This is a genomic window from Rhodococcus pseudokoreensis (assembly GCF_017068395.1).
Lineage (GTDB): Bacteria > Actinomycetota > Actinomycetes > Mycobacteriales > Mycobacteriaceae > Rhodococcus_F > Rhodococcus_F pseudokoreensis.
In genome coordinates this window covers 2,897,061-2,923,721 of sequence record NZ_CP070619.1, presented here as the reverse complement: position 1 = coordinate 2,923,721, position 26,661 = coordinate 2,897,061, and the positions used below count along the sequence as shown (strand labels likewise).

The 26,661-nt window shown below is 69.7% G+C and carries 9 protein-coding genes; 6 read left to right on the top strand and 3 right to left on the bottom strand.

Annotated features, from left to right (window positions below):
* Positions 1–9 precede the first annotated feature (9 nt).
* On the top strand, positions 10–1,020 hold the full coding sequence (locus JWS13_RS18435) for an NAD-dependent epimerase/dehydratase family protein (protein WP_206006903.1): 1,011 nt from the start codon (positions 10–12) through the stop codon (positions 1,018–1,020).
* Here the strand turns inward: JWS13_RS18435 and JWS13_RS18430 are convergent.
* Both JWS13_RS18430 and JWS13_RS18425 read right to left on the bottom strand, forming a co-directional pair.
* Positions 990–2,537, bottom strand: a complete 1,548-nt coding sequence (locus tag JWS13_RS18430; protein ID WP_206006902.1) for an alpha,alpha-trehalose-phosphate synthase (UDP-forming) — start codon at positions 2,535–2,537, stop codon at positions 990–992. The two genes, JWS13_RS18435 and JWS13_RS18430, sit on opposite strands and share 31 nt — an antisense overlap.
* 33 nt (positions 2,538–2,570) lie before the next feature.
* Positions 2,571–2,744, bottom strand: coding sequence for a hypothetical protein (locus tag JWS13_RS18425; protein WP_005244525.1), 174 nt, complete (start codon positions 2,742–2,744; stop codon positions 2,571–2,573).
* Between the two features lie 166 nt (positions 2,745–2,910).
* Here JWS13_RS18425 and JWS13_RS18420 point away from each other — a divergent pair, with 166 nt between their 5' ends.
* Both JWS13_RS18420 and JWS13_RS18415 read left to right on the top strand, forming a co-directional pair.
* Complete coding sequence (locus JWS13_RS18420) at positions 2,911–4,641, top strand: ABC transporter ATP-binding protein (protein WP_206006901.1); 1,731 nt, start codon at positions 2,911–2,913, stop codon at positions 4,639–4,641.
* On the top strand, positions 4,638–6,386 hold the full coding sequence (locus JWS13_RS18415) for an ABC transporter ATP-binding protein (protein WP_206006900.1): 1,749 nt from the start codon (positions 4,638–4,640) through the stop codon (positions 6,384–6,386). The genes JWS13_RS18420 and JWS13_RS18415 overlap by 4 nt, the downstream gene beginning before the upstream one ends.
* 26 nt (positions 6,387–6,412) lie before the next feature.
* Here the strand turns inward: JWS13_RS18415 and JWS13_RS18410 are convergent, their stop codons facing one another.
* Positions 6,413–7,348: a methionyl-tRNA formyltransferase gene (locus tag JWS13_RS18410; RefSeq protein ID WP_206006899.1), complete on the bottom strand. Its 936-nt coding sequence runs from the start codon at positions 7,346–7,348 to the stop codon at positions 6,413–6,415.
* 110 nt (positions 7,349–7,458) lie between these two features.
* On the opposite strand from JWS13_RS18410, the gene JWS13_RS18405 reads away from it, so the two are divergent.
* From JWS13_RS18405 to JWS13_RS18395, 3 genes are all read left to right on the top strand, one after another.
* On the top strand, positions 7,459–8,262 hold the full coding sequence (locus JWS13_RS18405) for an alpha/beta fold hydrolase (RefSeq protein ID WP_087561113.1): 804 nt from the start codon (positions 7,459–7,461) through the stop codon (positions 8,260–8,262).
* A gap of 79 nt (positions 8,263–8,341) precedes the next feature.
* A complete protein-coding gene (locus JWS13_RS18400) occupies positions 8,342–9,541 on the top strand; it encodes a sensor domain-containing diguanylate cyclase (RefSeq protein WP_206006898.1) in 1,200 nt (399 codons plus the stop codon).
* Between the two features lie 299 nt (positions 9,542–9,840).
* Positions 9,841–26,556 carry a non-ribosomal peptide synthetase gene (locus tag JWS13_RS18395; protein ID WP_206006897.1) on the top strand — a complete coding sequence of 5,572 codons (16,716 nt, stop codon included), beginning with the start codon at positions 9,841–9,843 and terminating at the stop codon, positions 26,554–26,556.
* The last annotated feature ends 105 nt before the right edge of the window (positions 26,557–26,661 follow it).

Sequence of the window (26,661 nt, the reverse complement as noted above, 5' to 3'; positions counted from 1 at the left end):
GAGTCGTCGATGAAGGTTGCAGTAACCGGCGCCGCGGGATTCGTGGGCAACAATCTGCTGAATCTGTTGGTCGAGGCAGGGCACGAGGTGACCGCCATCGACCGCGTGCGTTCCCGGTACGCACCCGAATTCGGGGTTACGTGGGTGAACGCCGACGTACTCGACGTCGAATCCATGAAGCGGGCACTGGACGGCGCCGAGGTGGTCTACCACCTGGTCGCGATGATCACCCTCGCCCAGAAGGACGACCTGGCGTGGACAGTCAACACCAAGGGCGTTCGTACCGTCGCCGAAGCTGCTCTCGCGGTGGGAGTTCGGCGGATGGTGCACTGCAGTTCCGTGCACTCGTTCGACCAGAGCAGTTGTGGCGGAACGCTCGACGAGCACTCGCCGCGGTCCGTCGACGCGTCGATCCCCGTGTACGACAGGTCGAAATGGGCGGGTGAGATCGAACTCCGCGAAGTGGTCGACGCCGGCCTCGACGCGGTGATCTGCAACCCCACCGGCGTGTACGGGCCCGCAGACTACGGACTGTCGCGGGTGAACAGTTTGCTGCGCAACGCCGCTCGCGGCCGGGTGCCCGCGGCGGTGCAGGGCGGGTTCGACTTCGTCGACGTCCGCGACGTCGCCGCCGGACTGATCGCCGCGGGCGAGAAGGGCCGGACCGGTGAGAACTACCTGATCTCGGGGCACATGCTCGGCATGCATGATGTCGTGAGGAGGGCAGCGCGTACGGCGGGCCGTCGGGGGCCGCTGTACTCGTTCCCGCTCAGCGTCATCGAACGCGTGCTGCCGATCGCCGAACCGATCGGGACCCGGTTCGGATCGGACGTGCTGTCGCGGTCGGCGATGTCGGCGCTGCTCGCGGCGCCGGTCGTCGACGGCGGCAAGGCGCGGTCCGAACTCGGGTACGCCCCGCGTCCCGCCGACGAGACGATCCGCGACTTCGTCGCCTTCCTGGTGACGTCCGGTCAGCTGAGCCGGGGAGGTCAGTTGTCCCCGGTGGCGTCCTCGGTGTAGTCGGACTCGGAAGCCTCGGCGGGAGCGATCAGTGCGGGGCCCGCGGCGCCGCCGTGCGCGAGGGCGTCGAGGAAGGATCGCGCCCACCGGTCGACGTCGTGTGCGAGGACCTGCCTGCGCAGGGCCCGCATGTGGCGTCGGCCGTCCTCCTTCGGCTGGTTCAGGGCCTGCGCCATCGCGTCCTTGACGCTGTCGAGATCGTGCGGATTGCACAGGAACGCCTGGCGCAGTTCGGCGGCCGCGCCGGTGAACTCGCTGAGCAGCAGCGCGCCGCCGAGATCGCTCCGGCACGCCACGTACTCCTTGGCGACCAGATTCATGCCGTCCCGCAGCGGGGTCACCAGCATCACGTCGGCGGCGACGAAGAACGCGATCAGTTCGTCGCGGGGGATGGGCCGGTGGATGTAGTGCACGACGGGCCTGCCGACCTCGCCGTACTCGCCGTTGATCCGCGACACCGACTGCTCGATCTCGCCGCGCATGTGGACGTAGCTCTCCACGCGTTCACGGCTGGGGGTCGCGAGTTGCACGAGCACGGTGTCGGCGGGGTCGACGCGGTTTTCGTCGAGCAGTTCGTGCAACGCGGCGAGGCGGACGTCGATGCCCTTCGTGTAATCGAGGCGGTCGACGCCGAGCATGATGTGTTTGGGATTGCCCAGTTCCTTACGGATCTTCCTGGCGCGGTCCCGGATGGACTTGGACCGGGACTGCTCGTCCAACTGCCCCGAGTCGATGGAGATCGGGAACGCGCCGACGCGGACCGTGCGGAAACCCACCTGCACGACGCCCAGCTTGGAACGGACGCCAACGTTGCCGCGGGACGTCTGCTGGCCGGCGAGTTTGCGGGCCAGGTAGAGGAAGTTCTGGGCGCCGCCCGGGAGGTGGAACCCGATCAGGTCGGCGCCGAGCAGGCCCTCGATGATCTCGGTGCGCCACGGCATCTGCATGAACAGTTCCACCGGCGGGAACGGAATGTGCAGGAAGAACCCGATGGTGAGGTCGGGTCGGAGCATCCGCAGCATCTTCGGGACGAGCTGCAGCTGGTAGTCCTGGATCCACACGGTGGCGCCCTGCGCGGCAGCCTTCGACGTGGCCTCCGCGAAACGCCGGTTGACCTCGACGTAGGCGTTCCACCAGGCGCGGTTGTATTCGGGCTTGACGATGACGTCGTGGTACAGCGGCCACAGGGTGGCGTTGGAGAAGCCCTCGTAGTAGTCGGCGATCTCCGCGGCGCTCAGCGGAACGGGGTACAGCTCGAGATCGTCCTCGACCACGGGATCGAGCTCGGCGTCCGGGACCCCCGCCCAGCCGACCCATGCGCCCTTGTTGCGGCGCAGGATCGGCTCGAGCGCGGTGACGAGGCCACCGGGGCTGCGCTTCCAGCGGGTGGTGCCGTCCGGAAGTCGTTCGAGGTCGACGGGGAGCCGGTTCGCGACGACGACGAAGTCGGCTTGCCCGGAAACCGGATCAGAAGTCGAGCGTGATGACGATGCTGACGATTCCGAACTGGCAGCCACGGGCTTCCTTCGCAGTCGAAGTGGATGAAATTATCAGTCGAGCTTGGTGGTGGGTCCGATTCCGAGCATGGAGAGCAGCATTCTGCACTCGTCGGCATCTTCGGCGTATGCAGCGACAACGCGCTGGGCCTGGCGGGCGGTCTCGTCGGCTAGGGGTTCGAGATCCTCGTCCGCGATGTCGTTTTCGGCGGTCGTCTTCGCGGCCATCTTTGTCCTCTCGGGCTTGCTGCTGCGTCACGCGCAGTAGTTCGTATCGGCGACTCTATGAGAACCGGGCATGTCAACGCTAGTTGCCCATCGATTAGGGTTCTTCTAGTTAGGGTCTGCTTACTTTGTGGTGGGTGGGGAAGCGTCGGCGTTGGGAGTTACGCGCGTGAAGACTGGTGGCACCGCAATTCTGCGTCGCACCCTGGTGCGAAACAGGGGTCGGCTGGGGATCGGCACCGTACTCGTCTGCCTGCATCAGGTAGCCGAGACGCTGGTCCCGATCTCGATCGGTGTGATCGTCGACCGGGCCGTCGCGACCGGCGACGTATTCGCTCTCGCGGTGTGGCTGTGCGCCCTCGCACTGCTGTTCCTGGTGCTCACCGCGGCCTGGCGCTACGGTGCGCGTTTCATCGTCGTGGCGATGCAGAACGAGGCCCACCAGCTGCGGATGGAGGTTGCGCACCGCATCCTCGACCCGCGGGGAGTGCGCACCGACCTGCGCGCGGGTGAGCTGCTGTCCGTGTCGACGTCGGACGCCGACCGCGCGGCCTGGATCGCGGACATCACCCCGCGCGCCGCCGCGGCCCTCACCGCGGCGATCGGATCCGCGATCGCACTGCTGCTGATCGACGTGCCTCTCGGCCTCGCCGTCCTGATCGGCACCCCCGTCATCCTCGGTCTGCTCCAACTCGCGGCGCCGCTGATCACCCGCCGCGCCACCGACCAGCAGGCGGCGGTCGCGCGGGCGTCCGCGATGGCCACCGACCTCGTGAGCGGGCTCCGCCCCCTGCGCGGGATCGGCGCCGAGGTGTCGGCGTCGCGCCGGTACCGCGCGGCCAGCCGCGACGCGCTCGGCGCCACTCTGCACACGGCGAAGAGTTCCGCCGTGTTCGCCGGGGTGTCGATGACCGTCAGCGCACTCCTCGCCGTCGGGGTCGCGGGTTTCGCGGGCTGGTTCGCGCTCGAGGGCCGCATCACCATCGGCGAGCTGATCACCGTCGTCGGATTGTCCCAGTTCTTCATCGAACCGCTCGGCGTTCTCGCCGGCCTGCCCGGGTTCCTGGCCCTCGCCCGCGCGTCGGCGGACCGCCTCGCACTCGTCCTGGACGCGGAACCCCTGCTGCCCGCCGGGTCGGGCCGGACACTCGACGGCAGCGAACTCAGCCTCACCGGCGTGTCCTACCGGTCCCTGAGCGGACTGGACCTCCGGGTCACCCCCGGCGAACTGCTCGGCGTCGTCGCGTACCGCCCGCAGGATGCCGAGGCGCTGGCCGCGCTGCTGTCCGGGCAGGTGCCGCCCGACCGCTACGACGGCGAACTGACGGTGGGCGGGGTCCGGCTGTCGGACGCGGATCTTTCGCACGCCCGCCGGACACTGCTCGTCGAACCCCACAACGGCGACCTGTTCTCCGGAACCGTCGCGTCGAACGTGACCGCGGGCAGGCCCGGCGCCACGGCGTCCGAGGTGCACGCGGCGCTGTCCGCGTCCGCGGCGGTCGACGTCGTCGAAGCACACCCCGAGGGGCTCGACCACGAGGTCGCCGACCGCGGGTCCTCGCTGTCCGGCGGTCAACGGCAGCGCGTCGCCCTGGCCCGCGCACTGGTGGCGCAGTCACCGGTGATGGTGCTCCACGATCCGACGACGGCGGTGGACGCCGTCACCGAACACACGATCGCAGGCGGAATCGCGGACCTGCGCCACCGCACGGCTGCGTTGGATCCGACGTCTCCGACGGTCGCGAACCGTCAGACCACGATCCTCATCACGAGTAGCCCCGCGCTGCTGTCCGTCACCGACCGCGTCGTCGTGCTCGACGACGGAACGGTGGCCGGCGAGGGCACCCACTCGCAACTGGCCACCGAGAACGCGAACTACCGTCAGGCGGTCCTGCGATGAGTGAACTGCTTCCCATCGCGAACGCGCGCGACACCTGGGCGTGGCTGAGGACCGAGCTGGGACGGCGCCGCGGCCGGAGCGTGTTCACCCTGCTGGTGGCGGCTGTCGCGGCAGGCATGGCGCTGGTCCCCGTCTACGTCTTCGGCGTCCTCGTCGACCGCGTCCAGGACGGTGCGCCGCCGTCCACCATCGGCTGGGTGGTCGCGGTGATCGCGTCCGCCGCGGTGATCGGCGGACTGTGCGCCGGGTTCGCGTCGTACCTGATCCGCAGTCTCGGCGAGGGAATCCTGGCGGACCTGCGCGAGCGCACCGTCGATCGCGCGCTCCGGCTGCCGATCCACACAGTCGAACGCGTCGGCAAGGGCGACCTGCTGTCGCGCGTCGGCGACGACGTCGCGGTGATCGGCAAGGCCGTCACCGACGTGGTCCCCAACCTCGTCACGGCAGTCCTGCTGGTGGTGCTGAGCATGGTCACGATGCTCGGCATCGACTGGCGGCTCGGGCTCGCGGGCATGGTGGCGCTGCCGATGTACGCGCTGGCGATGCGCTGGTACCTGCCGCGGTCGGCGCCGGTGTACGCCGCCGAACGCGTCGCGATGGGAGAGCGTTCGCAGGCCCTGATCAGCAGCATGCAGGGTGCCCGGACGGTGCGCGCCTACGGCCTCGAAGACAGCCACCTCGATCAGATCAACGGTGCGTCGGAGAAGGCCCGCGACCTGTCCGTCGGCGTCTTCGCGCTGTTCACCCGGTTCGCGGGACGCGGCAACCGGGCCGAGTTCGTGGGGCTGGCCACCATCCTCGCCGCCGGGTTCGCCCTGGTGAACGCGGACATCGTCACCGTCGGCCAGACCACCACCGCGGCGCTGCTCTTCCACCGGTTGTTCAATCCGATCGGCATGCTGATGTACACGTTCGACGAGGTGCAGTCGGCCGGCGCGAGCCTGGCGCGACTCGTCGGTGTCGTCGACCTCGACGACGAATCCTCCGCCGGGACCGCCGCCGCCGGGGAGAACACGGACGCGACGCTCGAACTCGACGGCGTCCGCCACAGCTACGACGGCAGCCACGAGGTGGTGCACGGCATCAGCCTGCACGTGAAATCCGGTGAACGCGTCGCCCTCGTCGGCTCGACCGGGGCGGGCAAGACGACGGTCGCGGCGATCGCGGCCGGGTCGATCGTCCCCACGGCGGGATCGGTGCGGATCGGCGGAACCGCGTTGGCGGACCTCGAGCCGGGCGACCTCCGTCGCCGGGTCGCCATCGTCAGCCAGGAAGTCCACGTGTTCGCCGGACCGCTGATCGACGACCTGCGGCTCGCGGCACCCGACGCGTCCGAGGAGGACGCGGCGATGGCGTTGAAGGCCGTCGGCGCCGACGGCTGGGTGACCGCTCTGGACGACGGCGTCCAGACCGTGGTCGGGGAGGGCGGACACGAGTTGACCGCCGCCCAGGCCCAGCAACTGGCTCTGGCCCGACTCGTCCTCGCGAACCCGGCGGTCGCGATCCTGGACGAGGCGACAGCCGAAGCGGGCAGCGCGGGTGCGCGGGAACTCGAGGCGTCGGCGGAGGCCGCGACCCGCGGTCGCACGACGCTGGTGGTGGCCCACCGGCTGACGCAGGCGGCTGCCGCCGATCGGGTGGTCGTCCTGGAACACGGCCGGATCGTCGAGGAAGGTCCGCACACCCGGCTCGTCGCGGCCGGCGGACGCTACGCCGAGCTGTGGTCGGCGTGGGAGGGTCGGTAAAACCCGGGTAGTGACGGACGGGACGGTCAGCTCAGGTAGCCGCCGCCGTGGGGGAAGAAGTCGGTCCCGGCGAGTTCGGTGCCGTCGTCGAGGCGGACGCGCTGGATCTTGAGGCCCTTGTTCTGTCCGGTGCGGGCGTCGGGTCCGGCAACGATGACCATTCCGTCGCCTTCGTGGATGAAGACACGCCCGGGCGTTCCACCGTAATTTCCTTCGGATACGGCTGCCTTCAGAACCCGGACACGCTGACCCTTGAAATGGGTGAAGGCGTTCGGGTACGGGTCGGACTGCGCGCGGACGAGGCGTTCGATGGCGTCGGCGGGCCACGTCCAGTCGATGAGACTGTCTTCGGGGGCACGCTTGTGGAAGAACGTGGCCTGCGAGCGGTCCTGCGGCGTCCAGTCCGTGCGACCGGACTCGATCAGTGCGAGCGCGTCGAGCGTGATCGGGCCGATCATGTCGACGGTGCGGTGGAACAGATCGGTGACGGTGTCCGTCGGCCCGACCCGTGTCGACCTCTGCAAAACGATGTCGCCGGCGTCGAGTTCCTCGTCCATCAGGTGCGCGGTGAGGCCTACTTCTTCCTCACCGTTGATGAGCGCCCAGATGAGCGGGGAGAATCCTGTGTACTTGGGCAGGAGCGAATCGTGAATGTTGAGGGTGCCGTAGCGGGGAGAGTCGAAGACGTCCCGCGGCAGCCACGTGCGCCAGTTGTTGGCGACGACGATGTCCGGGTCGGCTTCCTTCAGGGCGGCCTTGAAGTTCTCGTCCGGCTTGGTGGCGATGTGCACGGGCACGCCGTGCTCGGTGGCGAGGTCGGCGACGGAGTCCGCCCACATCTGCTCGTAGACGTGATCGCTCTTGGGGTGGGTGATCGCGAGGACGACCTCATGGTCGGACTGGAGCAGGGCCTGCAGGGTACGGTGACCCCAGGTTTGATATCCGAGTGTGGCGACTCTCAACGCGGTCCTCCTGGACGAGCTTGTCGGTCAGCGCCGCTTTCGAGCGGCAGCAAAGCCAGCTTAGGCTATCCAATCTATTTCGGTGTGACCGCCCAGGGAAGGAAGGCAAGATGACGATCGCCACGATCAACGGGATCCCCCTGAATTACCAGGTCAAGGGATCCGGCGATTTAGTGGTGCTCATCATGGGAACCGGAAGCCCGGGACGGGTATGGGATCTGCATCAGACCCCCGCGCTCGTCGACGCCGGCTACCGCGTCTGCACGTTCGACAACCGGGGCATCGCGCCGTCCGGTGAGAGCGTCGACGGAATCACCATGGACGACCTCGTCGCGGACACCGCGGGACTGATCGAGCACCTCGGCGGCGGTCCGGCCCGTGTCGTCGGCACCTCGATGGGCGCCCGCGTCGCGCAGGAACTGGCCCTGTCCCGCCCCGATCTCGTGCTCAAAGCGGCCTTCCTCGCCGGTCACGCCCGCATGGACTACTTCCAGCAGACCCTCACCGAGGGTGAGCGCGCCCTCCACGACAGTGGTGTCGAACTCCCCGCCAAGTATCGGGCCGCGGTGACCGCCGTGATGAACCTGTCGCCCGCGTCGCTCGTCGACCCGCACACGGCCCGCGACTGGCTCGACCTGTTCGAGTTCAGCGGCGGCCGGACGTCGGAAGGCGTGCGCGCGCAGATGGAGATGGACCGCAGCTTCGATCGCAGGCAGGCATACCGGGCGATCACGGCGCCGTGCCTGTCCGTCGGTTTCGCCGACGACAGGATGATTCCGCCGTACCTGTCGCGTGAGGTGGCCGAGGCGATCCCGTCGGCCCGGTACTACGAGATCCCCGACGTGGGGCACTACGGCTACCTAGAACAGCCCGAAGTGGTGAACAAGGTACTGCTCGAATTCCTCGCCAACTGACGCGTGGCTGCCGCCACCGTGGTGAGTAGGGTGGATCTTCGAGTGGCTGGGGGACGATCACGGTGACGGCGAGGTTCTGATGGCGTTGGGCATTCCGCGCCTCGGGGTGGGCATCGTCCGGTATGACGTCGTGAACGGAACCTTGTGGTGGGACGAGAAGGCCGCCGCGATCTTCGGGGACGACGGTTCCCTGCCGCCGCTCGAATTGTGGCGGGAGCGAATCCATTCCGAGGACATCGGCACGGTGCGCCGCATGTTCGGGGACACCGCCGGTTCGGTCGGCGCGGAATGCGTGTTCCGCATCGTGCTGACGGATCGGTCGACCCGGTACATCCTCACCCGCAGCATCGACGTCACCACCGATCCGTCCGGCGCCCCTGTCGAGTTGACGGGGGTCGTCATCGAACTCGGACACGTGGCCGGCCGGGACGCGCAACTCGCGTCGCTGCTCGACCGGGTGGGTCTGGGGTTCTTGGCGCTCGACGAGGACCTTCGGATCATCTACGTCAACTCCGTCTGCCTGCGGCACGTGCGACGGTCGCGGGACGAGTTGCTCGGCCGCGTCGTCACCGAGGTTCTCCCCGAAACGCAGGGCAGCTACTTCGACGCACTGTGCCGCAAGGTTCTCGCCACCGGGACGCAGCAGCAGACCCGGGTGGATTCGTTGTATTGGCCCGGGGCGACGATCGAGGTGACCGCCGCGGCCGACGCCGGTGCGCTGGTCGTGCATTTCCGGGACGTCACCGCGGAAGTCACCGCCCAGAAGCGGGCGGAGGAGGCGCATGCTCTGCTTCTGCACGAGGCCACGCACGACAGTCTCACCGGACTGCTTAATCGCGCTGCCATCACCGAGCACCTGCAGCGCCTGTTCGAGCCCGGTGTCGGTCCTGCCGTCGCGTTGTTCCTCGACGTGGACGGGTTCAAGGAGGTCAACGACACCCGGGGGCATCGCGTCGGCGACCGCATCCTGCAGGCGGTGTCCGAGCATCTGCGGCACGCCATGCGGGCACCGTCCGCGGTGGGCAGGCTCGGCGGCGACGAGTTCGTCGCGATCCTTCCCGACGTCGACCAACTCGCTGTCGACGACGTGGTCGACCGGATGCTCGCCTCGATCACGACGCCGATCGACGTCGGCGACGAACTGCTCGTCGTGACGATCAGTGTGGGGATGGCGCACAGCACGTCGGCTCGCACGGTCGACGAGTTGCTCCATCACGCCGACATCGCCCTCTATGCCGCCAAGCGTCGTGGCGGGAACACCGCGGTCTGGCACGAGTAGGTTTCGGGGCGGTTGCTGGACACCCGCCCCCGGAATCCGGCACCGCCGGGGCTCCCGAGTGAGCGAACGCACAGTATGTTTACGAGGTAAAACCCGACGTAGTGACCGCTTTGGCCCGGGAAATTCTGTCGGCGATGCGGGGGACACGCGGCCTGGGAGATTGAACCGGAATTGCCGCTGTGATAACCCTCGCCTGTGAACTTGCTGGCAACCGGCTTGTTGCTGGTGGGTAGCCTAACCTAAACTCCCTCGGGTGCCCGTCGTTGGACGGACGCTCTCGACGGACGATCGGATCACCCATGTCTCCGGACCACTCGGCGGCTGCGCGCCCTCGGTACCTCTCGGCTGAGAGCGCTTCCTCCTCGACCGGCACCGGTGCGACGCCCGTCGCGCTTCCGGTGACGGCCGCGCAATCCGAGGTGTGGGTCGGGCAGCAGCTGAACCCGGGCAGCCCGGTCTACAACCTCTCGCTCGTCGTCGAGGTCGCAGGCCCGATCGATCTGGACCGGACCGTCGCGGCGATCCGGAAGACCGTCGAACGCGCCGACGCCCTGCACGTGCGCTTCGAACGCGGCGAAGGCAACGAACTGCTTCAGGTGCCGACAGCACCCGGCGAGTGGACGCTGAGCGTCGTGGACCTGCGCCGCGACGAAAATCCCGAAGCAAGTGCGCGCGCGTGGATGGACCGCGACATGGAGACGGTCGTCGGCATCGAGGGCGACGAACCGCTGTTCCGGCACGCGCTGCTGCGCACCGGGGACGAGTCGGTGATCTGGTACCAGCGCTACCACCACAGCCTCATCGACGGCTACGGCATCACGCTGCTCGTGGCGGACGTCGTCGATCGATACGAGCACCCGGAACTCGAGACGTCCACGGCGCCGTGGCCCCTCGACACCCTCGTGGCGTCCGATCGCGACTACCGCGCGTCGGCGCGCTTCGCATCCGACCGCGACTTCTGGATCCGGCAGGTCGTCGACGCGCCGGAACCGCCCCGGCTGCTCCCGCAGGTCGTCGACCACTCCGGGACACCGATCTCCGCCCTCGTCGAGATCGACGGGGACGACGCCGACGCGCTCTACGCCTTCGCCTCCGACGCCGGGATCCGGCGCACCCGGCTGCCGCTCGCCGCGGTCGTCGCGTACATCCACCGGATCACCGGCCGCCGCGACCTCACGTTGTCGCTGCCGATGACGGCGCGCGTCGGGCGTGAACTGCGCCGCATCCCGGGAATGTGCTCGACGATCCTGCCGCTCCGGGTGCAGGTGGATCCCGAGATGACGGTGGGTGAACTCGCCACCCGCATCGACACGACGCTGATCTCGGTGCTGCGGCACGGGCGCTACCGCGGTGAGGACCTCGCCCGCGAACTGCGGTCGATCGACCCGGACCGTCAGATCTTCGGTCCCGGAATCAATTCCATGATGTTCGAGCATTCGCTGACGTTCGGCGGATTCCCGGCGTGGGTGCGCGGTTCGGCGACCGGACCGGTCCGCGACCTCGACTTCTCGATCCGCGGTGGGCAGGATTCGGAACCCATCCGGATCGACCTGCGGGCCCCGGCCGGTCTCGGCGCCGAACTCGAGGAGCATCGCCGCAGACTGGAGCACTTCGTCGGGCAGATCGTCGCAGACCCGGCGCAGCCCATCGCGTCGCTCGACCCGATGACCGCGGCCGAACGTCGGCAGTTGCTGATGGAGTTCAACGACACCGCGGCCCCGCACGAATCGGTGACGGTACCCGAACTGTTCCACGCCCAGGTGGCGCGGACGCCGGATGCCGAGGCCCTGATCGCCGGCGACGCCCGGCTCACCTACCGGGAACTGGGGGACCGGGTGGCGCAGCTGTCCCGGCACCTCCTGGATCGCGGCGTCGGGCCGGAAACCGTTGTGGCGATCGGTCTTCCGCGGTCCGCGGAAATGGTGATCGGACTGCTCGCCGTCATGTGCTCGGGTGGGGCGTTCGTGCCCCTCGACCCGTCGTGGCCGGAGGACCGCCGGACGTCGGTGCTGGCCGACGCCGGGGCCGCACTCGTTCTCACCGGCCCCGGCGGGGTCACGGACGCAGGGGAGCGGGCCGTGCCCGTCGACCTCGCGGCGTGGGCGCACGACGGGCAGCCCACCGAACCGCCCACCGTGACCGTGCAGGGTGCGCGGCTGGCGTACGTCATCTTCACGTCGGGTTCGACGGGCAGGCCCAAGGGGGCCATGATCCGGCACGAGGCCGTCTGCGCGCGACTGCTGTGGCAGCGCGACGAAATCCTGGAATTCGGACCGTCGGACGCGTCGCTGTTCAAGGCGCCGCTGTCTTTCGACATCTCCGTGAACGAGATCCTGCTGCCCCTGGTGGCGGGTGGCAGGCTGGTGGTGGCCGAGCCCGGCGGGGAACGGGACCCGCAGTATCTCCTCGACCTGATCGCACGCGAATCGGTGACCTTCGTCTACCTCGTGTCGTCGATGCTGGACGTGCTGCTCGACCTGTCCCGGGGCACGGACCAATTATCGGCGCTGAAGCACGTGTGGTGCGGCGGTGAGGTTCTCACGCCCCGGCTGTTCGAGAGATTCCGCGCGCAACTCGCTATCACGATGTACCACGGTTACGGTCCGGCGGAGGCGACGATCGGGGTGTCGCACGTGATCTACCGGGAGGACGCCGCGCGGATCGCGACGTCGATCGGGCGGCCGAACCCGAACACCCAGCTGTACGTGCTGGACGAGCACCTGAACCCGGTGCCGCTCGGCGCCGGCGGCGAACTGTACGCAGGCGGATTCCTCCTCGGCCGCGGTTATGTGGACGCACCGGAGTTGACGGCGTCCCGCTTCGTCGCAAACCCGTTCGCGGACGACGGTTCCCGGCTGTATCGGACCGGCGACCTCGCCCGCTGGGCGCCGGACGGCACCCTCGACTTCCTCGGCCGCGCCGACAACCAGGTGAAGATCCGGGGCATGCGGCTCGAACTCGAGGACGTCGAGGCGGGCATCGTGTCGCATCCCGCCGTCCGGCACAGCGCCGTCGTCGTGCGGGAAACACCGACGGGTACAAAGTATCTCGCGGCCTACGTCGTCGCGAAGCAGGACTCGGTGCCGGACGTCGCCGAGCTGCGGGTCTGGGCGTCGTCGAAGCTGCCGGAGTACATGGTGCCGTCGGCGTTCGTCGTCCTCGACCGGTTCCCGCTCACCCCCAACGGAAAACTGGACCGGCGCGCACTGCCCGAGCCGGACCTCGGCGCGGCCGGTGAGAACGTCGCGCCCCGCACCGCCGCCGAGGAAACCCTGGTTGCGCTGATGGCGGGTGTCCTCGGAGTGGAGTCGGTCGGCGTCACCGACGACTTCTTCGCGTTGGGCGGCGACAGCATCGTCGCGATCCAGCTGGTCAACCACGCTCGGCGGGAAGGGCTCTCGATCAGCCCTCGGGATATCTTCCAGCTCCGCACCGCGGAGGCGCTCGCCCGGGCGCAGGACGGCCGGACCGCGGCCGCCGTGGATACCGGCGACGTCGCGGTCGGGGACGTTCGCAGCACCCCCATCCTCGCGCGCACCGCCGAGAGGGGCGGCGAGATCGCCGCGTTCCACCAGTCGGTGCTGGTGCAGACTCCGGCGGCCCTCGGCGAACCCGCCGCGCGGGCGGCCCTGGCGGCCGCACTCGAGCGGCACGACGCCCTGCGCGCGACGCTGGTTCGCGGTGACCACTGGACACTCTCCGTGCCGGAACCGTCCCCGGCTGCGGTCGACGGTATCCTCCGGGTCGTCGAATTCGACGGCAGCGCAGAGCAACTCGACAGCGAGACCCGCGCGGCGGTCGCACGGCTCGACCCGGACACTGGCACGATGATGCAGGCCGTCCTCTTCTCCGCGGTCGAGGGGTCCGGCCGGTTGCTGCTGATCGGACACCACCTGGTGGTCGACGGGGTGTCCTGGCGCATCATCCTCGAGGACCTCGCCCGCGCGGGCACGGCCGTGGTGGCCGGGGGCGTCCCCGAACTGCCTCCGGTCGGGACGTCGCTGCGCCGCTGGTCCGAATTGCTGGACGAGCACGCGAAGTCGGGCGCGTTCGACCACGAACTGGCATTCTGGGCGGACGCGGCGACTACCCCCGACCCGCTCGTCGGCTCGCGGGCGCTCGACCCGGCCGTCGACGTCGCCGGTGACGCCGACACCCTCACGGTGACCTTGTCTGCGGAGTTCACCGGGCCGCTGCTGTCCACGGTGCCCGCGGCGTTCCACGGCCACGTCAACGACGCTCTTCTCACCGGTGCCGCGGTGGCACTGCGGAGGTGGCGCGGCGGCGAACCCGGCCCCGTGCTCCTGGACGTCGAAGGGCACGGACGCGAGGAAGACCTCGTCCGCCGCAGCGACGGACCCGCCCTCGACCTCTCCCGGACCGTCGGCTGGTTCACCACCGTCTACCCGGTGGTGCTCGACCCCGGTGCGGCCGCGGACGAAGCGGGAATCGCCGACGCGCTCAAGGCGGTCAAGGACCAGTTGCGCCGCATCCCGGGTGCCGGGTTCGGCTACGGCGCCCTGCGCTACCTCGGTGCCGCGAAACCGGAACTCGCGCAGACGCCGGCACCGCAGGTGCTGTTCAACTACCTCGGGCGGGTGACGTCCGGCGACGGTGTCGATTGGCTGCCGCGGGCTATGGGCGGTGCCGACGACCCGCGGATGCCGCTCGGACATGCCCTCGCGTTCGACGTGATCGCCGAGGACGGCGCCGACGGTCCGGTGCTGCGGACGACGCTGACGTGGGCGCCCGGAGTGCTCACCCGCGACGCCGTCCGGGCCCTCGCCGACGAGTGGACCGCGGTGCTGCGGGTGCTCGCCGGGGTCGGTGATCTCGGCGGTCACACGCCGTCGGACTTCCCGCTCGTGTCGCTGACCCAGCCGGACGTGGACGCGCTGGCGGGCGCCGCCGACGTGCTGCCGCTGACACCGCTGCAGGAGGGCATCTACTTCCAGTCGGCGTTCGAGGACGCCGGCACGGACCCGTACGTGGTGCAGCAGGTGATCGAATTGACCGGACCCGTCGACGCGGCGGCGCTGCACCGCGGACTGCAGGCCGTCGTCGACCGGCACGCCGCCCTGCGCGTCGGGGTGCGGGCGGTCTCGGACGGCCGGGTGGTCCAGGTGGTCGGCGACGACGTCCGGGTACCGATGGAGGTACTCGATATCACCGGCGTCGCGGATCCGGCGCAGCGCGTGGACGAAGTGCTGGCGGCGGATCGGGCGCGGGGCTTCGACCTCGCCCGCGGACCCCTGCTGCGTTACACGCTCGCCCAGACCGAACGTGACAGGTTCCTTCTGCTGCAGTCGATTCACCACATCGTCGCCGACGGGTGGTCGGTGCCGGTGATGTTGCGCGAACTGATGGCCCTGTACAGCGTCGAGGGGACGCCGCAGGCGCTGCCGACGCCGACGCCCTACCGGAACTACCTCGACTGGCTGGGCGCGCGGGACCGTCAGGCATCGCTCGCGGTGTGGCGGGAGGCGCTTTCCGACGCTCCCGAACCGGTGGAACTTCCGGCACCCACGCGGACGGGGGAGTCGGGGATCCGCAGTGTCCGGGTGGCTCTGCCGTCGCAAGACACCGCCGCACTCACCGCGGTGGGCCGTGCCCGCGGGCTGACGCTCAGCACACTGGTGCACGGCACGTGGGGCCTGGTCCTCGGCCGGCTCACCGGCCGCGAGGACGTGCTGTTCGGTTCGACGGTGTCGGGCCGCGGCGGCGACCTGCCCGGTATCGAGACCATGGTGGGCCTGTTCATCAACACCGTTCCCACCCGGCTGAGGTACCGGCCCACCGACACGGTGGCCGCGGCCCTCTCCCGGTGGCAGCACGAGCAGTCGACGCTGCTCGACCACCAGTACCTCGGACTGGCCGAACTGCGCCGGGAAGCGGGACTGCAGAACCTGTTCGAGACACTGGTCGTGTTCGAGAACTATCCGCTCGGCGACGGCGCGGTCGCGGATCCCTCCGGCGCGGTGCAGTTGACCGGCATCCGTTTCGACGAGCACCCGCCGTACGCGATGACGCTGATCGTGATGCCCGGCGACGCGTTGACCCTCGAGCTGAAGTACGACGCCGCCCGCATCGACGAGGCGACCGCAACCCGGTTCGCGAAGTCGACGATCGCCTATCTCGCCGAGGTGACCCGCGACGCCGACCAGACCGTGTCTGCCGTCCCGCTGGCGTCGCGTGAGCCGATCGAGGCCGCACTGCGCGACGTCGAGGTGGAGTTCCCCGACACGACGGTGACGGCCCTGCTCGAGGAGCAGGCCGAGCGGACTCCGGACGCGGTGGCCGTCACGATCGAGGACGATCACCTCACGTATGCGGAACTGCACGCGCGCGCCAACCGTCTCGCCCGGCTGCTCGCCGAGCGTGGGGTGGCACCCGAATCGAAGGTCGCGGTGGCACTGCCACGTTCACTGGACCTGATGGTGGCGCTGCTCGCGGTCGGGAAGGCGGGCGGCGCGTACGTCCCGCTCGACACCGGGTACCCCGCGGACCGGCTGGCGTACATGCTGGCCGACGCGGAGCCGGTGTGCGTCCTCACCGACGGCACCGTGACGTTCGCCGGTTCCGGCGTCCCGGAGGTCCGGGTGTCCGACGCCGACCGGTACTCGCCCGAGCCGCTGACCGGTGTCCCGCTCGCACCGCAGCACCCGGCCTACGTCATCTACACGTCCGGCTCGACGGGACGGCCCAAGGGGGTCGTCGTGCCGCACACCGGCATCGTCAACCGCCTGCTGTGGGTTCAGCGTTTCCGCCCGATCACCCCTTCGGACAACGTGTTCCAGAAGACGCCGTCCAGCTTCGACGTGTCGGTGCTGGAATTCTTCGGACCACTCCTCGCCGGCGCGACGCTCGTGCTGGCCCGGCCGGACGGGCACAAGGACCCGGCGTACCTCGCCGACGTCATCGTGCGGCAGTCGATCACGCGCGTGCACTTCGTCCCGTCGATGCTCGAGGTGTTCCTCGCCGAACCGGCCGCCGCCCGGTGCACCGGCCTCCGGATCATCTCCTGCAGCGGTGAGGCGCTGCCCGTGGCGTCCGCGCGGCGAGTCGCCGAACTCCTGCCGGGAGTGGAACTCGACAACCTCTACGGCCCCACCGAGGCGTCGGTCGACGTCAGCTACGCCGCGTCAGTCCAGGGAATCGACGCGGCCGCGCCATCCGTGCCGATCGGCCTGCCGACGTCCAACACCGGACTCTACGTGCTCGACCGGTACCTGCAGCCCGTGCCCGCGGGTGCCGCCGGCGAGCTCTATCTGTCCGGTCCGCAACTGGCCCGCGGCTACCTGGGCAGGCCCGGGTTGAGCGCGGAACGGTTCGTCGCCGACCCGTTCTCCCGCAACGGGTCCCGCATGTACCGCACCGGCGACGTCGCACGGGTCGACGCGGACGGTGCCGTCGAGTACCTCGGCCGGATCGACGATCAGGTGAAGCTGCGCGGCTTCCGGATCGAACTGGGCGAGATAGAAGCCCAGATGGCGGCCTGCCCCGGCGTGCGGCAGGCCGCCGCCGTCGTGCGCTCGGATGCGCCCGGCCGGCAACAGCTGGTCGGGTACGTCGTCGGGGACGCCGATCTGAACGACGTCCGTGCGCGCCTCGCCTCGGCGCTGCCGGAGTTCATGGTGCCCGTCGCGTTCGTGAACGTGACGGAATTCCCGCTCGGCCCCAGCGGCAAGCTGAACCGCAAAGCCCTTCCCGCGCCGGACTTCGCGACGCAAGTGACGTCGGAGCCTGTTGTGGAGAGCGGGACCGCGGGGGTGCTCGCCGCCCACTACGCCGAGGTTCTCGGTCTCGGGGCGGTCGGGGTGGACGACGACTTCTTCGCCCTGGGTGGAGACAGCATCCTCGCCATCCGCCTGGTGAATCTCGCTCGCCGGGAGGGGATCACGGTCACCCCGCGGCAGATCTTCGAGCAGCGGACACCGGCCGCGCTCGCGCGACTGGTCGCGGCCACCGCCGTCGCACCGGCCACGCGGGTGGAGGAATCGTGCATCGGCGTCCTGCCGCCCCTTCCCGTCGTCCACCGGCTGTCCGAATGGAGTGGCGGAAAGAACCGCTTCAACCAGGCCGTCCTCCTGCACACCCCGGCCGGCACCGACGCCACCGTCCTCACGGCGGCCCTGCGCTCGGTGATCGCCCACCACGACGGCCTGCGGCAGACGCTCACCCGGCACGCACCGGGCGTGTGGTCGCTCGAGATCGCCGCCACCGCCGACCTGACGCTGCGCCGCGTCGACGTCACCGGACTCGACGCCGACGCGCTGCGCGAGACGGTGGCGGCCGAATCCGACGCCGCCACAGACCGTCTGAACCCCGACGACGGCACAGTGCTGTCCGCGGTGTGGTTCGACGCAGGCCCGCAGGAACTGGGCAGGCTCCTGCTCGTCGCGCACCACCTGGTGATCGACGGGGTGTCGTGGCGGACCCTGATCGAGGACCTCGCCATGGCGTGGGTGGCCGCCGACAGCGGCGAGAACGCGGCCCTCGACCCGGTGCCCACGTCGCTGCGCGGATTCGCCCGCATCGTCACCGAGCAGGCACAGGAACCGGCCCGCCTGGCAGAACTCGACCACTGGCTGCGGGTCACCGAACCCGGTGCCGACCTGGTGCCCGGCACCGAGGGGCACGCCGTGGTGAGCAGTGGCGCCCGGCGGACGGTCCGCCTGGACCGGCAACTCACGACGGCCCTGCTGACCACCGTGCCCGCCGTCGTCGGCGCGGACGTCACCGACGTGCTGCTCGCGGCGCTGCGACTGTCGGCCGACCGCTGGCTCGCCGAGCGCGGACGCGACAACGACCTGCTGGTCGACCTCGAGCGGCACGGGCGCGAAGAACTCGCCGAGGGCGTGGATCTCTCCCGCACGGTCGGCTGGCTCACCAACGTCACCCCCGTCCGGTTGCGCAGTCGGGCAGGCGCACTCGACACGCTCAAGGACGTCAAGGAACAACTGCGCGGCGCGCCCGACGGCGGCATCGGCTACGGCATGCTGCGGTACGTCAACGCGCGCACCGCCGGTCTCCTGGCGGCCCGGTCCGAATCGCAGGTGCTGTTCAACTACCTGGGCCGCATGCCGCACGCCGGACCTGGGCCCTGGACGTCGGCGGTCGAATCCGAATCCCTGGCAACCGATCCCGATGCCGACCTCGGCGGCCCGTACCGGCTGGTCATCAACGCGCTGTGCGAGGAGTCCGCGGAGGGCACCGAACTGCAGGCCGTGTTCGCCTGGTCGGAGGCCGACCTGAGCGAGGCCGACACCGTCGCGTTGAGCGACGGCTGGGTGGCCGCACTTCGGGAACTCGCCGACGCCGCCGCCGAACACCACGGACCGGCGATACTCACGCCGTCCGACCTCCCGCTCGTGACGCTGACGCAGGACGAGATCGACCGGATCGTCCAGGCGAGCCCGAGCGGAGTCGACACGGTGCTGCCGCTGTCGCCGCTGCAGGAGGGCCTGTACTTCCAGGCCGGGTTCGACTCCGGCAACGACATCTACACGGCACAATTCTCACTCGACTTCGAGCACCGCCTCGACACCGACCGGCTCGCCGCCGCGCTGCGGACCCTGCAGCGCCGCAACCCCACGCTGCGAGCGGGATTCGTCAGTGCGGGCCTGCCCGCGCCGGTGCAGTTCTTCGGCACCGGACTGGACGTGCCCGTCGCCGAGTTCGACCTGCGCGAACTCGACGAGACCGAACGCGAGTCCTACGCCGAGCAATTGACGGCGCAGGATCGGCTGACGCCGTTCGACCTGACCTCCCCGCCGCTGTGGCGGGCAATGGTGTTGCGCCTCGGCGATTCCCACGACCGCCTGGTGATCAACCGACAGTTCCTGCTGTGGGACGGATGGTCCAACGGTCTCGTCGTCAGCCAGCTGCTCGCCCTCTACGAATCGGGCGGCGACGACTCCGGGTTCCCCGCCCCGGAAGGGTCCTTCGAGGACTACCTGCAGTGGCTGGCCACCCGGGACGCGGACGCCGCACAGTCGGCGTGGACCGACGCGCTCGGCGGGCTCGACGAGCCGACGCTGCTCGCCGCGACGATCACCGGGGATCCGGAGCCACCGCAGCGCCGGGACGCGGTGCTGCCCGAGGAACTGAGCGAACGGCTCCGGGCCGGTGCCCGCGGCGCCGGTGTCACGTTCAACGCGGTACTGAACGCCGCGCTGGCCGTCGTCCTCGGAATCGAGACCGGCCGTCGCGACCTCGTGTTCGGCACCACCGTCGCCGGACGGCCACCGGAGGTCCCCGGCATCGACACGGTGACGGGCATGTTTCTCAACACCGTCCCCGTCCGGACGACGCTGCGCGCCGACGAGACCGTCGCCGACCTGCTGCGGCGCACCCAGTCCGAGCGGTTGGCGCTGACCCCGTACGACTACCTGGGGCTCGCCTCCATCCAGCGGGTCTCCGAGCACCGGCAACTGTTCGACGTGCTCTACGTGCTGCAGAACTTCGTGGACGAGAAGCAGGTGTCGGCGCTCAACGCGGCGCACGACATCAGCGGCGGCGACAGCATCGACCACACGCACTACCCGGTCACGGTCGTCGTGACACCCGGCGCGAGCGTGAAGGTGAAGTTCGAGTTCCACCCCGAGAAGATCCCGGCGTCGCGGGTCGAACGCATGCTGTCGCGGTACGTGGCCGTGCTCGAGGAGTGGTCCATCGACCTGTCGGGCATGGTCGGTGGAATCGCCGGCGCCGGAACACCGGTACCGGTCCAGCCGAGAGCCCTGCCCGATGCGACCATCGCCGACCTGTTCGCCGACGCGGCGCTCGTCCGCCCCGACGAGACGGCTCTCGTGTTCGGGGAGCGCGCCGTGAGCTACGCCGAACTCGACGCCGACGTGAACCGGATGGCCCGGCTGCTGCTGGGCCACGGCGCGGGACCGGAACGGATCGTCGCGCTCGCACTGCCGCGGACGGTGGAGATGGTGGTGGCGCTGTTCGCGGTCCTGCGCACGGGATCCGCGTACCTGCCGCTCGAACTCGACCATCCGGCCGAGCGTCTCGTCGCGATGCTCGACGACGCCCGGCCGACGGTCCTCGTCACCACGTCGGACGTCGCGGGGACGTTCGCCGCGGCCACCGTCGCCACGCTGGCCGTCGACACCCTCGACTTCGGCGCGGTCGCGTCCGGACCGTTGTCGGCTGCCGAACTCGGCGGGTTCGCGCCCGGAACCCCCGGGCGCCTGGACCATCCGGCGTATGTGATCTACACGTCCGGGTCCACCGGCAAGCCGAAGGGCGTCGTCACCCCGTACCGCGGACTGACCAACATGCAGTTCAACCACCGGGAGGCGATCTTCGAACCCGTCGTCGCCGCGGCGGGCGGCCGGCGACTGCGCATCGCGCACACCGTGTCGTTCGCGTTCGACATGTCGTGGGAGGAACTGCTGTGGCTGGTGGAGGGCCACGAGGTCCACATCTGCGACGAGAACCTGCGGCGTGACGCCGAGGCGCTCGTGGCGTACTGCGACACCCACGAGATCGACGTCGTCAACGTGACACCGACGTACGCGCAGCACCTGATCGAGGAGGGTCTGCTCGACGACGGCCCGGGCAGGCACCGGCCGCCGCTGGTGCTCCTCGGCGGCGAGGCGGTCTCGGACTCGGTGTGGAACCGGTTGCGCGACACGGACGGAACGTGCGGATACAACCTGTACGGTCCCACCGAGTACACCATCAACACCCTCGGTGCCGGCACCGCCGACAGCGCGACGCCTACCGTCGGCACCCCGATCTGGAACACGTCCGCGTACGTGCTGGACGCCTGGCTGCGTTCCGTTCCCGACGGCGTTCCCGGTGAGCTGTATATCTCCGGGGTCGGGTTGGCCCGCGGCTACCTCGACCGGTTCGCGTTGACGGCGGAGCGTTTCGTCGCCGACCCGTTCCGCGGATCCGCACGTATGTATCGGACGGGCGACCTCGTCCGCCGGCGTGAAGACGGGAACCTCGACTTCCTCGGCCGCACGGACGACCAGGTGAAGATCCGCGGCCACCGCGTCGAACTCGGCGAAATCGCCTCCGCGCTCGAAGCGCTGGACGGCGTGCGCCAGGCGGCGGTCGTCGTCGACTCGGGGCCGGGCGGGTTCAAGCGGCTGGTCGGCTACGCCGTCGTGAGTACTTGTCAACCGCCCGACGTTAACAAGTACTCACGGGCGCTGCGCGCAACGCTGCCGGACTACATGATTCCCGCCGCGGTCATCGAGGTCGACCGCCTGCCGATGACGGTCAACGGCAAACTCGACGTCAAGGCGCTGCCGTCCGCGGACGACGTGCTCGGCCGCAGCGGCGGTGCCCGCACCGAACCCCGCACCGACACCGAACGGGTGCTGTCCGAACTGTTCGGCGAGATCCTCGGCGTGCCCGCTCCCGGGGTCGACGACGACTTCTTCGACCTCGGCGGTCACTCGTTGCTGGCCACCAGGCTGATCAGCCGGGCCCGGGCCGCGCTCGACACCGATCTCACCATGCGCGACCTGTTCGAGGCGCCGACGGTGGCCGAACTCGCCACCCGGATCGGCGACGACACCTCGTCGACGCGTCCGGTGCTGGCGGCCAGGCCACGGCCGGAGCATCTGCCGCTCTCCGCTGCGCAGCAACGCCTGTGGCTCCTCCAGCAGGTGGAGGCAGGCGCGGGCGCCGCCGTCGCCTACAACTTCCCGATCGTCCTGCGACTGCGGGACGCACTTGACCCGGAGGTGTTCGGGCAGGCGCTGACCGACGTGGTGTCGCGGCACGAATCGCTGCGCACCGTGTTCGGGGAGCACGACGGGGAACCCGTGCAGGTGATCCTGGACGACGTCCGCCCCGACGTCGCGGTGGTGGACGGCACCGACGCCGATCTGGTCCGGCTCGTCACCGAGACAGTCGGCAGGCCGTTCGACCTGGCCACCGAGATCCCTTTGCGCGCGAGCCTCATCCGCGTCGGCGACGAGCAGGTGCTGGCGATCGTGCTGCACCACATCGCCACCGACGAGTGGTCGGACCGGCCGTTCCTGCGGGACCTGATGACGGCGTACGCCGCTCGCGCGCAGGGTTCGGCACCGGGCTGGGAGCCGCTGGCCGTGCAGTACGCCGACTACACGCTCTGGCAGCGCGACGTCCTGGGTGATCCGCAGGACCCGTCCAGTCTCGTCAGCCGTCAACTCGACTACTGGGCGAAGACTCTCGACGGGGCGCCGGAGGAGTTGGTGCTCCCCGCCGACCGCACCCGTCCGGCGCGGCCCAGCTTCGCGGGCGGCGCCATCGAGACGACGCTCGACGCCGCGACGACGCGGGCACTGCGTTCGCTCGCCCGGACGTCGGGGACCAGTATGTTCATGGTGCTGCACGCGGCGTCGGCGGCGTTGCTGCACCGTCTCGGCGCGGGCGACGATCTGCCGATCGGGGCGCCGGTCGCCGGGCGCAGCGAACAGGGCCTCGACGACCTGATCGGGTTCTTCGTCAACACCGTGGTGCTGCGGACGGACGTGTCGGGCAACCCCACGTTCGACCAGTTGCTGGCACGGGTCCGCGACACCGACCTGGCGGCCTTCTCACACTCGGACGTCCCGTTCGAAACCGTTGTGGAGAAGGTGAACCCCGCGCGGACGCTCGCCCGGAACCCGCTGTTCCAGGTGATGGTCGGCTACCACAGCCGGACGCCCGATTCGGCGCAGGCAGCCGGATCGGCCCTCACCCCGGTGGCGTTCGAGGAACGCACGGCCAAGTTCGACCTGGTGTTCAACTTCACCGAGTACCTCGACGACGAACGGGTGGAACTGCGCCTCGAATACGGTTCGGACCTGTTCGAGCAGGCCACCGCGGAGAAGATAGCGCGCAGGCAGGTCGAGGTGCTCGGCGCCGTCGCGTCCGACCCGGGGCTCGCCGTCGGCGACCTCGACGTGTTCCTCGGCGACGAACGCGAACTGGTGGTGCGCGGGTTCAACGACACCGCACATCCGGTGGCGGAGGAGACGTTCTACGAGGCGTTCGCACGCCACGTCGTCGCGTCTCCCGATGCCGTGGCCGTCGTCGACGCCGCGGGCGAGGTGACGTACGCGGAACTGAGTGCCCGCGCCGACCGGATCGCCGCGCTGCTGCATCGCCGCGGTGTCTCGGCCGAAGGCGTCGTGGGTCTGGCGGTCCCGCGGTCTTCGCAGATGGTGGCGGTCGTGCTCGGGGTGCTGAAACTCGGGGCGGCGTACCTGCCGCTCGACCTGAACCACCCGTCCGACCGCATCTCCTACATGCTCGCCGACTCCGCGGCGCGGGTGCTGGTCACCACGGTGGGGGAGAGCCCGCGCATCGCGGACGTCGACGGCCTCGTACGCGTTCTCCTCGACGACGAGTCCGTCGTGGAGGAACTCGGGGCCGGGGTCGACGAGTCGGTGCCGCCGCCCCCGCGGGGCCTGGACCACGCCGCGTACGTCATCTACACGTCGGGCTCCACCGGAAAGCCGAAGGGCGCGATCCTCACTCACGACGGGATCCCCAGCCTCGTCGCCACCGCCGAACAGCGGATGAAGCTCGTCCCGGGCTCGGTGGTGATGCAGTTCGCGTCGATCGGATTCGACGTCGCCGTCTTCGAGTTGTCGATGGCGCTCTGCACGGGTTCCCGCCTGGTCATCGTGCCCGACGAGTCCCGCGTCGCCGGACCGGAACTGACCGAGTTCATGGCCGCGCATTCCGTGACGCACGCGATCATTCCGCCGTCCCTGCTGGCGGCGCTGCCGTCCGGATGCGACGTCCCCGAGGGATGCACGGTGCTGGTGGGCACGGAGACGGTGCCGCCGGAACTGATCGGACGGTGGGCGGAGCGGCTCAACCTGCTGGCCGCGTACGGTCTCACCGAGGCCACCGTCAACAACACGCTGTGGCAGGCGCAGCCCGGATGGAACTCCGCTGTGCCGATCGGCATCCCGGACCCCAACGAACAGGCGTACGTCCTCGACGACCGCCTGCAGCCGGTGCCGCCGGGGGTGGCGGGCGAGTTGTACATCGCCGGCCGCGGACTGGCCCGCGGATATCTCGGCAGACCCGACCTCACGTCGGTCCGGTTCGTGCCCAGCCCCTTCGGCGACGCGGGCGCCCGCATGTACCGGACCGGTGACCGGGCGCGCTGGCGGGCCGACGGCAACATCGACTTCCTCGGACGCGTCGACGACCAGGTGAAGATTCGTGGGTTCCGCATCGAACTCGGCGAGATCATCGCGGCCCTCGGAAGCCATCCGGCGGTGAAGCAGTCGGCGGTCGTCGCCGACCGGTCCGGTGACATAGTCCGCCTCGTCGGCTACGTCACCCCGGCCGACGGACACGGCGCGGGGCAGATCGACCCACGGGCGGTGCGCGAACACGCCGCCGCGCGGTTGCCCGACTACATGGTGCCGACGCTCGTGGTCGTGCTGGACGGTGAACTTCCGTTGACCCCCAACGGCAAACTCGACCGCAAGGCGCTGCCGCTGCCGGACTGGTCGGCCCTGACCGGGGACGGCACTCCGCAGACGCCGGAGCAGAAGGAGATCGCCGCAGCGTTCGCCGAGATCCTGCACCTGCCGTCGGTGGGCATCCACGACAACTTCTTCGACCTCGGTGGCAACTCGATGGCGTCGATGCGGCTGGTGGGCCGGATACGTGGGCGGTTCGCCGTCGACATCGGCATCCGGGACGTGTTCGACAGTTCCACGGTGGCCGAACTCTCCGCGATCGTCGCGGCGGCCGCGGCCACCGGCAGACCGGTGCTGACCGCGTCCGGCACGAGGCCCGAGACGCTGCCGCTGTCCGGGCCACAACGCCGGTTCTGGAAGCAGTACCGGGCGGCCGGCGCCGACGCGCGAGCCAGTCACGCACTGTCGCTGCAGCTTCGCGACACCGTCGACCCCGAGATCCTGGCGCAGGCCCTCGACGACGTCACGTCGCGGCACGAACCGCTGCGGACCGTGTACGTGGAGGTCGGGGACACCGTGTTCGCCCAGGAGGCGGTGCGGCCGGCCCTCGAACTCGTCGACGTCGGGGACGGGGACGTGCACCGCACGGTCTTCGAATTGGCGCAGGCACCCCTCGACCTCACCGAGCACGCGCCGCTGCGGGTGCATCTGGTGACCGGCGCCGACGGCACCCAGGCTCTGCTCCTCGCGATGCACTACATCGCCGTCGACGAGTGGTCCGTGGTGCCGCTGCTCGGGGATCTGATGGGCGCATACGCCGCCCGCTCACATGGCGCGGAACCCGAATGGGAACCGCTGCCCGTCGGATACGCCGACTACGTGGTGTGGTCGCGGGCACTCGCCGGCGATGCCGCGGACCCGGACAGCCGCCGGTCCCGGCAGCTCGCGTACTGGCGCGAGACGCTGGACGGGATGCCGTCCCGGCTCGACCTTCCCGCCCCTGCCGTTCGCGGACCGCGGACGGCGGAGATCGTGCCGGTCGAGATCGACGCGGAACTGCACAGTGCGGTCGCGAAGTTCGCGAGCGACACGGGCACCAGTCTGTTCATGGTGTTGCAGGCGGCGCTCGCCACCGTGCTGACTCGGCACGGCGCAGGCACGGACATCCCGCTGGGGTCGCTCGTCGCGGGACGCACGGAGGAGACGCTGGACGCGCTGGTCGGCTGCTTCTTCAATATCGTTCTGCTGCGAACGGATACGAGTGGCGATCCCGATCCCGTGGAGTTGCTGCAGCGTATCCGCGCTGCGAATCTCGACGCGCTGGACAACCAGGACGTGGCGTTCGCCGACGTCGCGGAGGCGCTCGGCGACACGCCGGTGCTTCGTCCGCAGGTCATGATCGTTCATCACGAGCAGGCCAGACTGGGTCACCTCGACGCGCTGGGCGACTTCATGCCGGTACCGGTGGGTGTGCCGGATTCGGATCTGACGCTGAGCTTCTACGAGCCGATCGGCGGCGGACCCGTCCACGCATATTTCTCGTTCTCCTCGGATGTGCTGGATGCCGAGGAGGTCCGTGGCTGGGCGTCGGAGTTGTCGGCGCTGGTCACCGCATGGGCGGAAGGAGCCCGATGATCAGGAGTGATCCAGATCGCACATTCGGGGCGGACTTCGCCGCCGCGGGAGCCGGACGTACTTGGTACTGTGCTCGAAATAAGGATAGGCTTCACTATCTTGCCG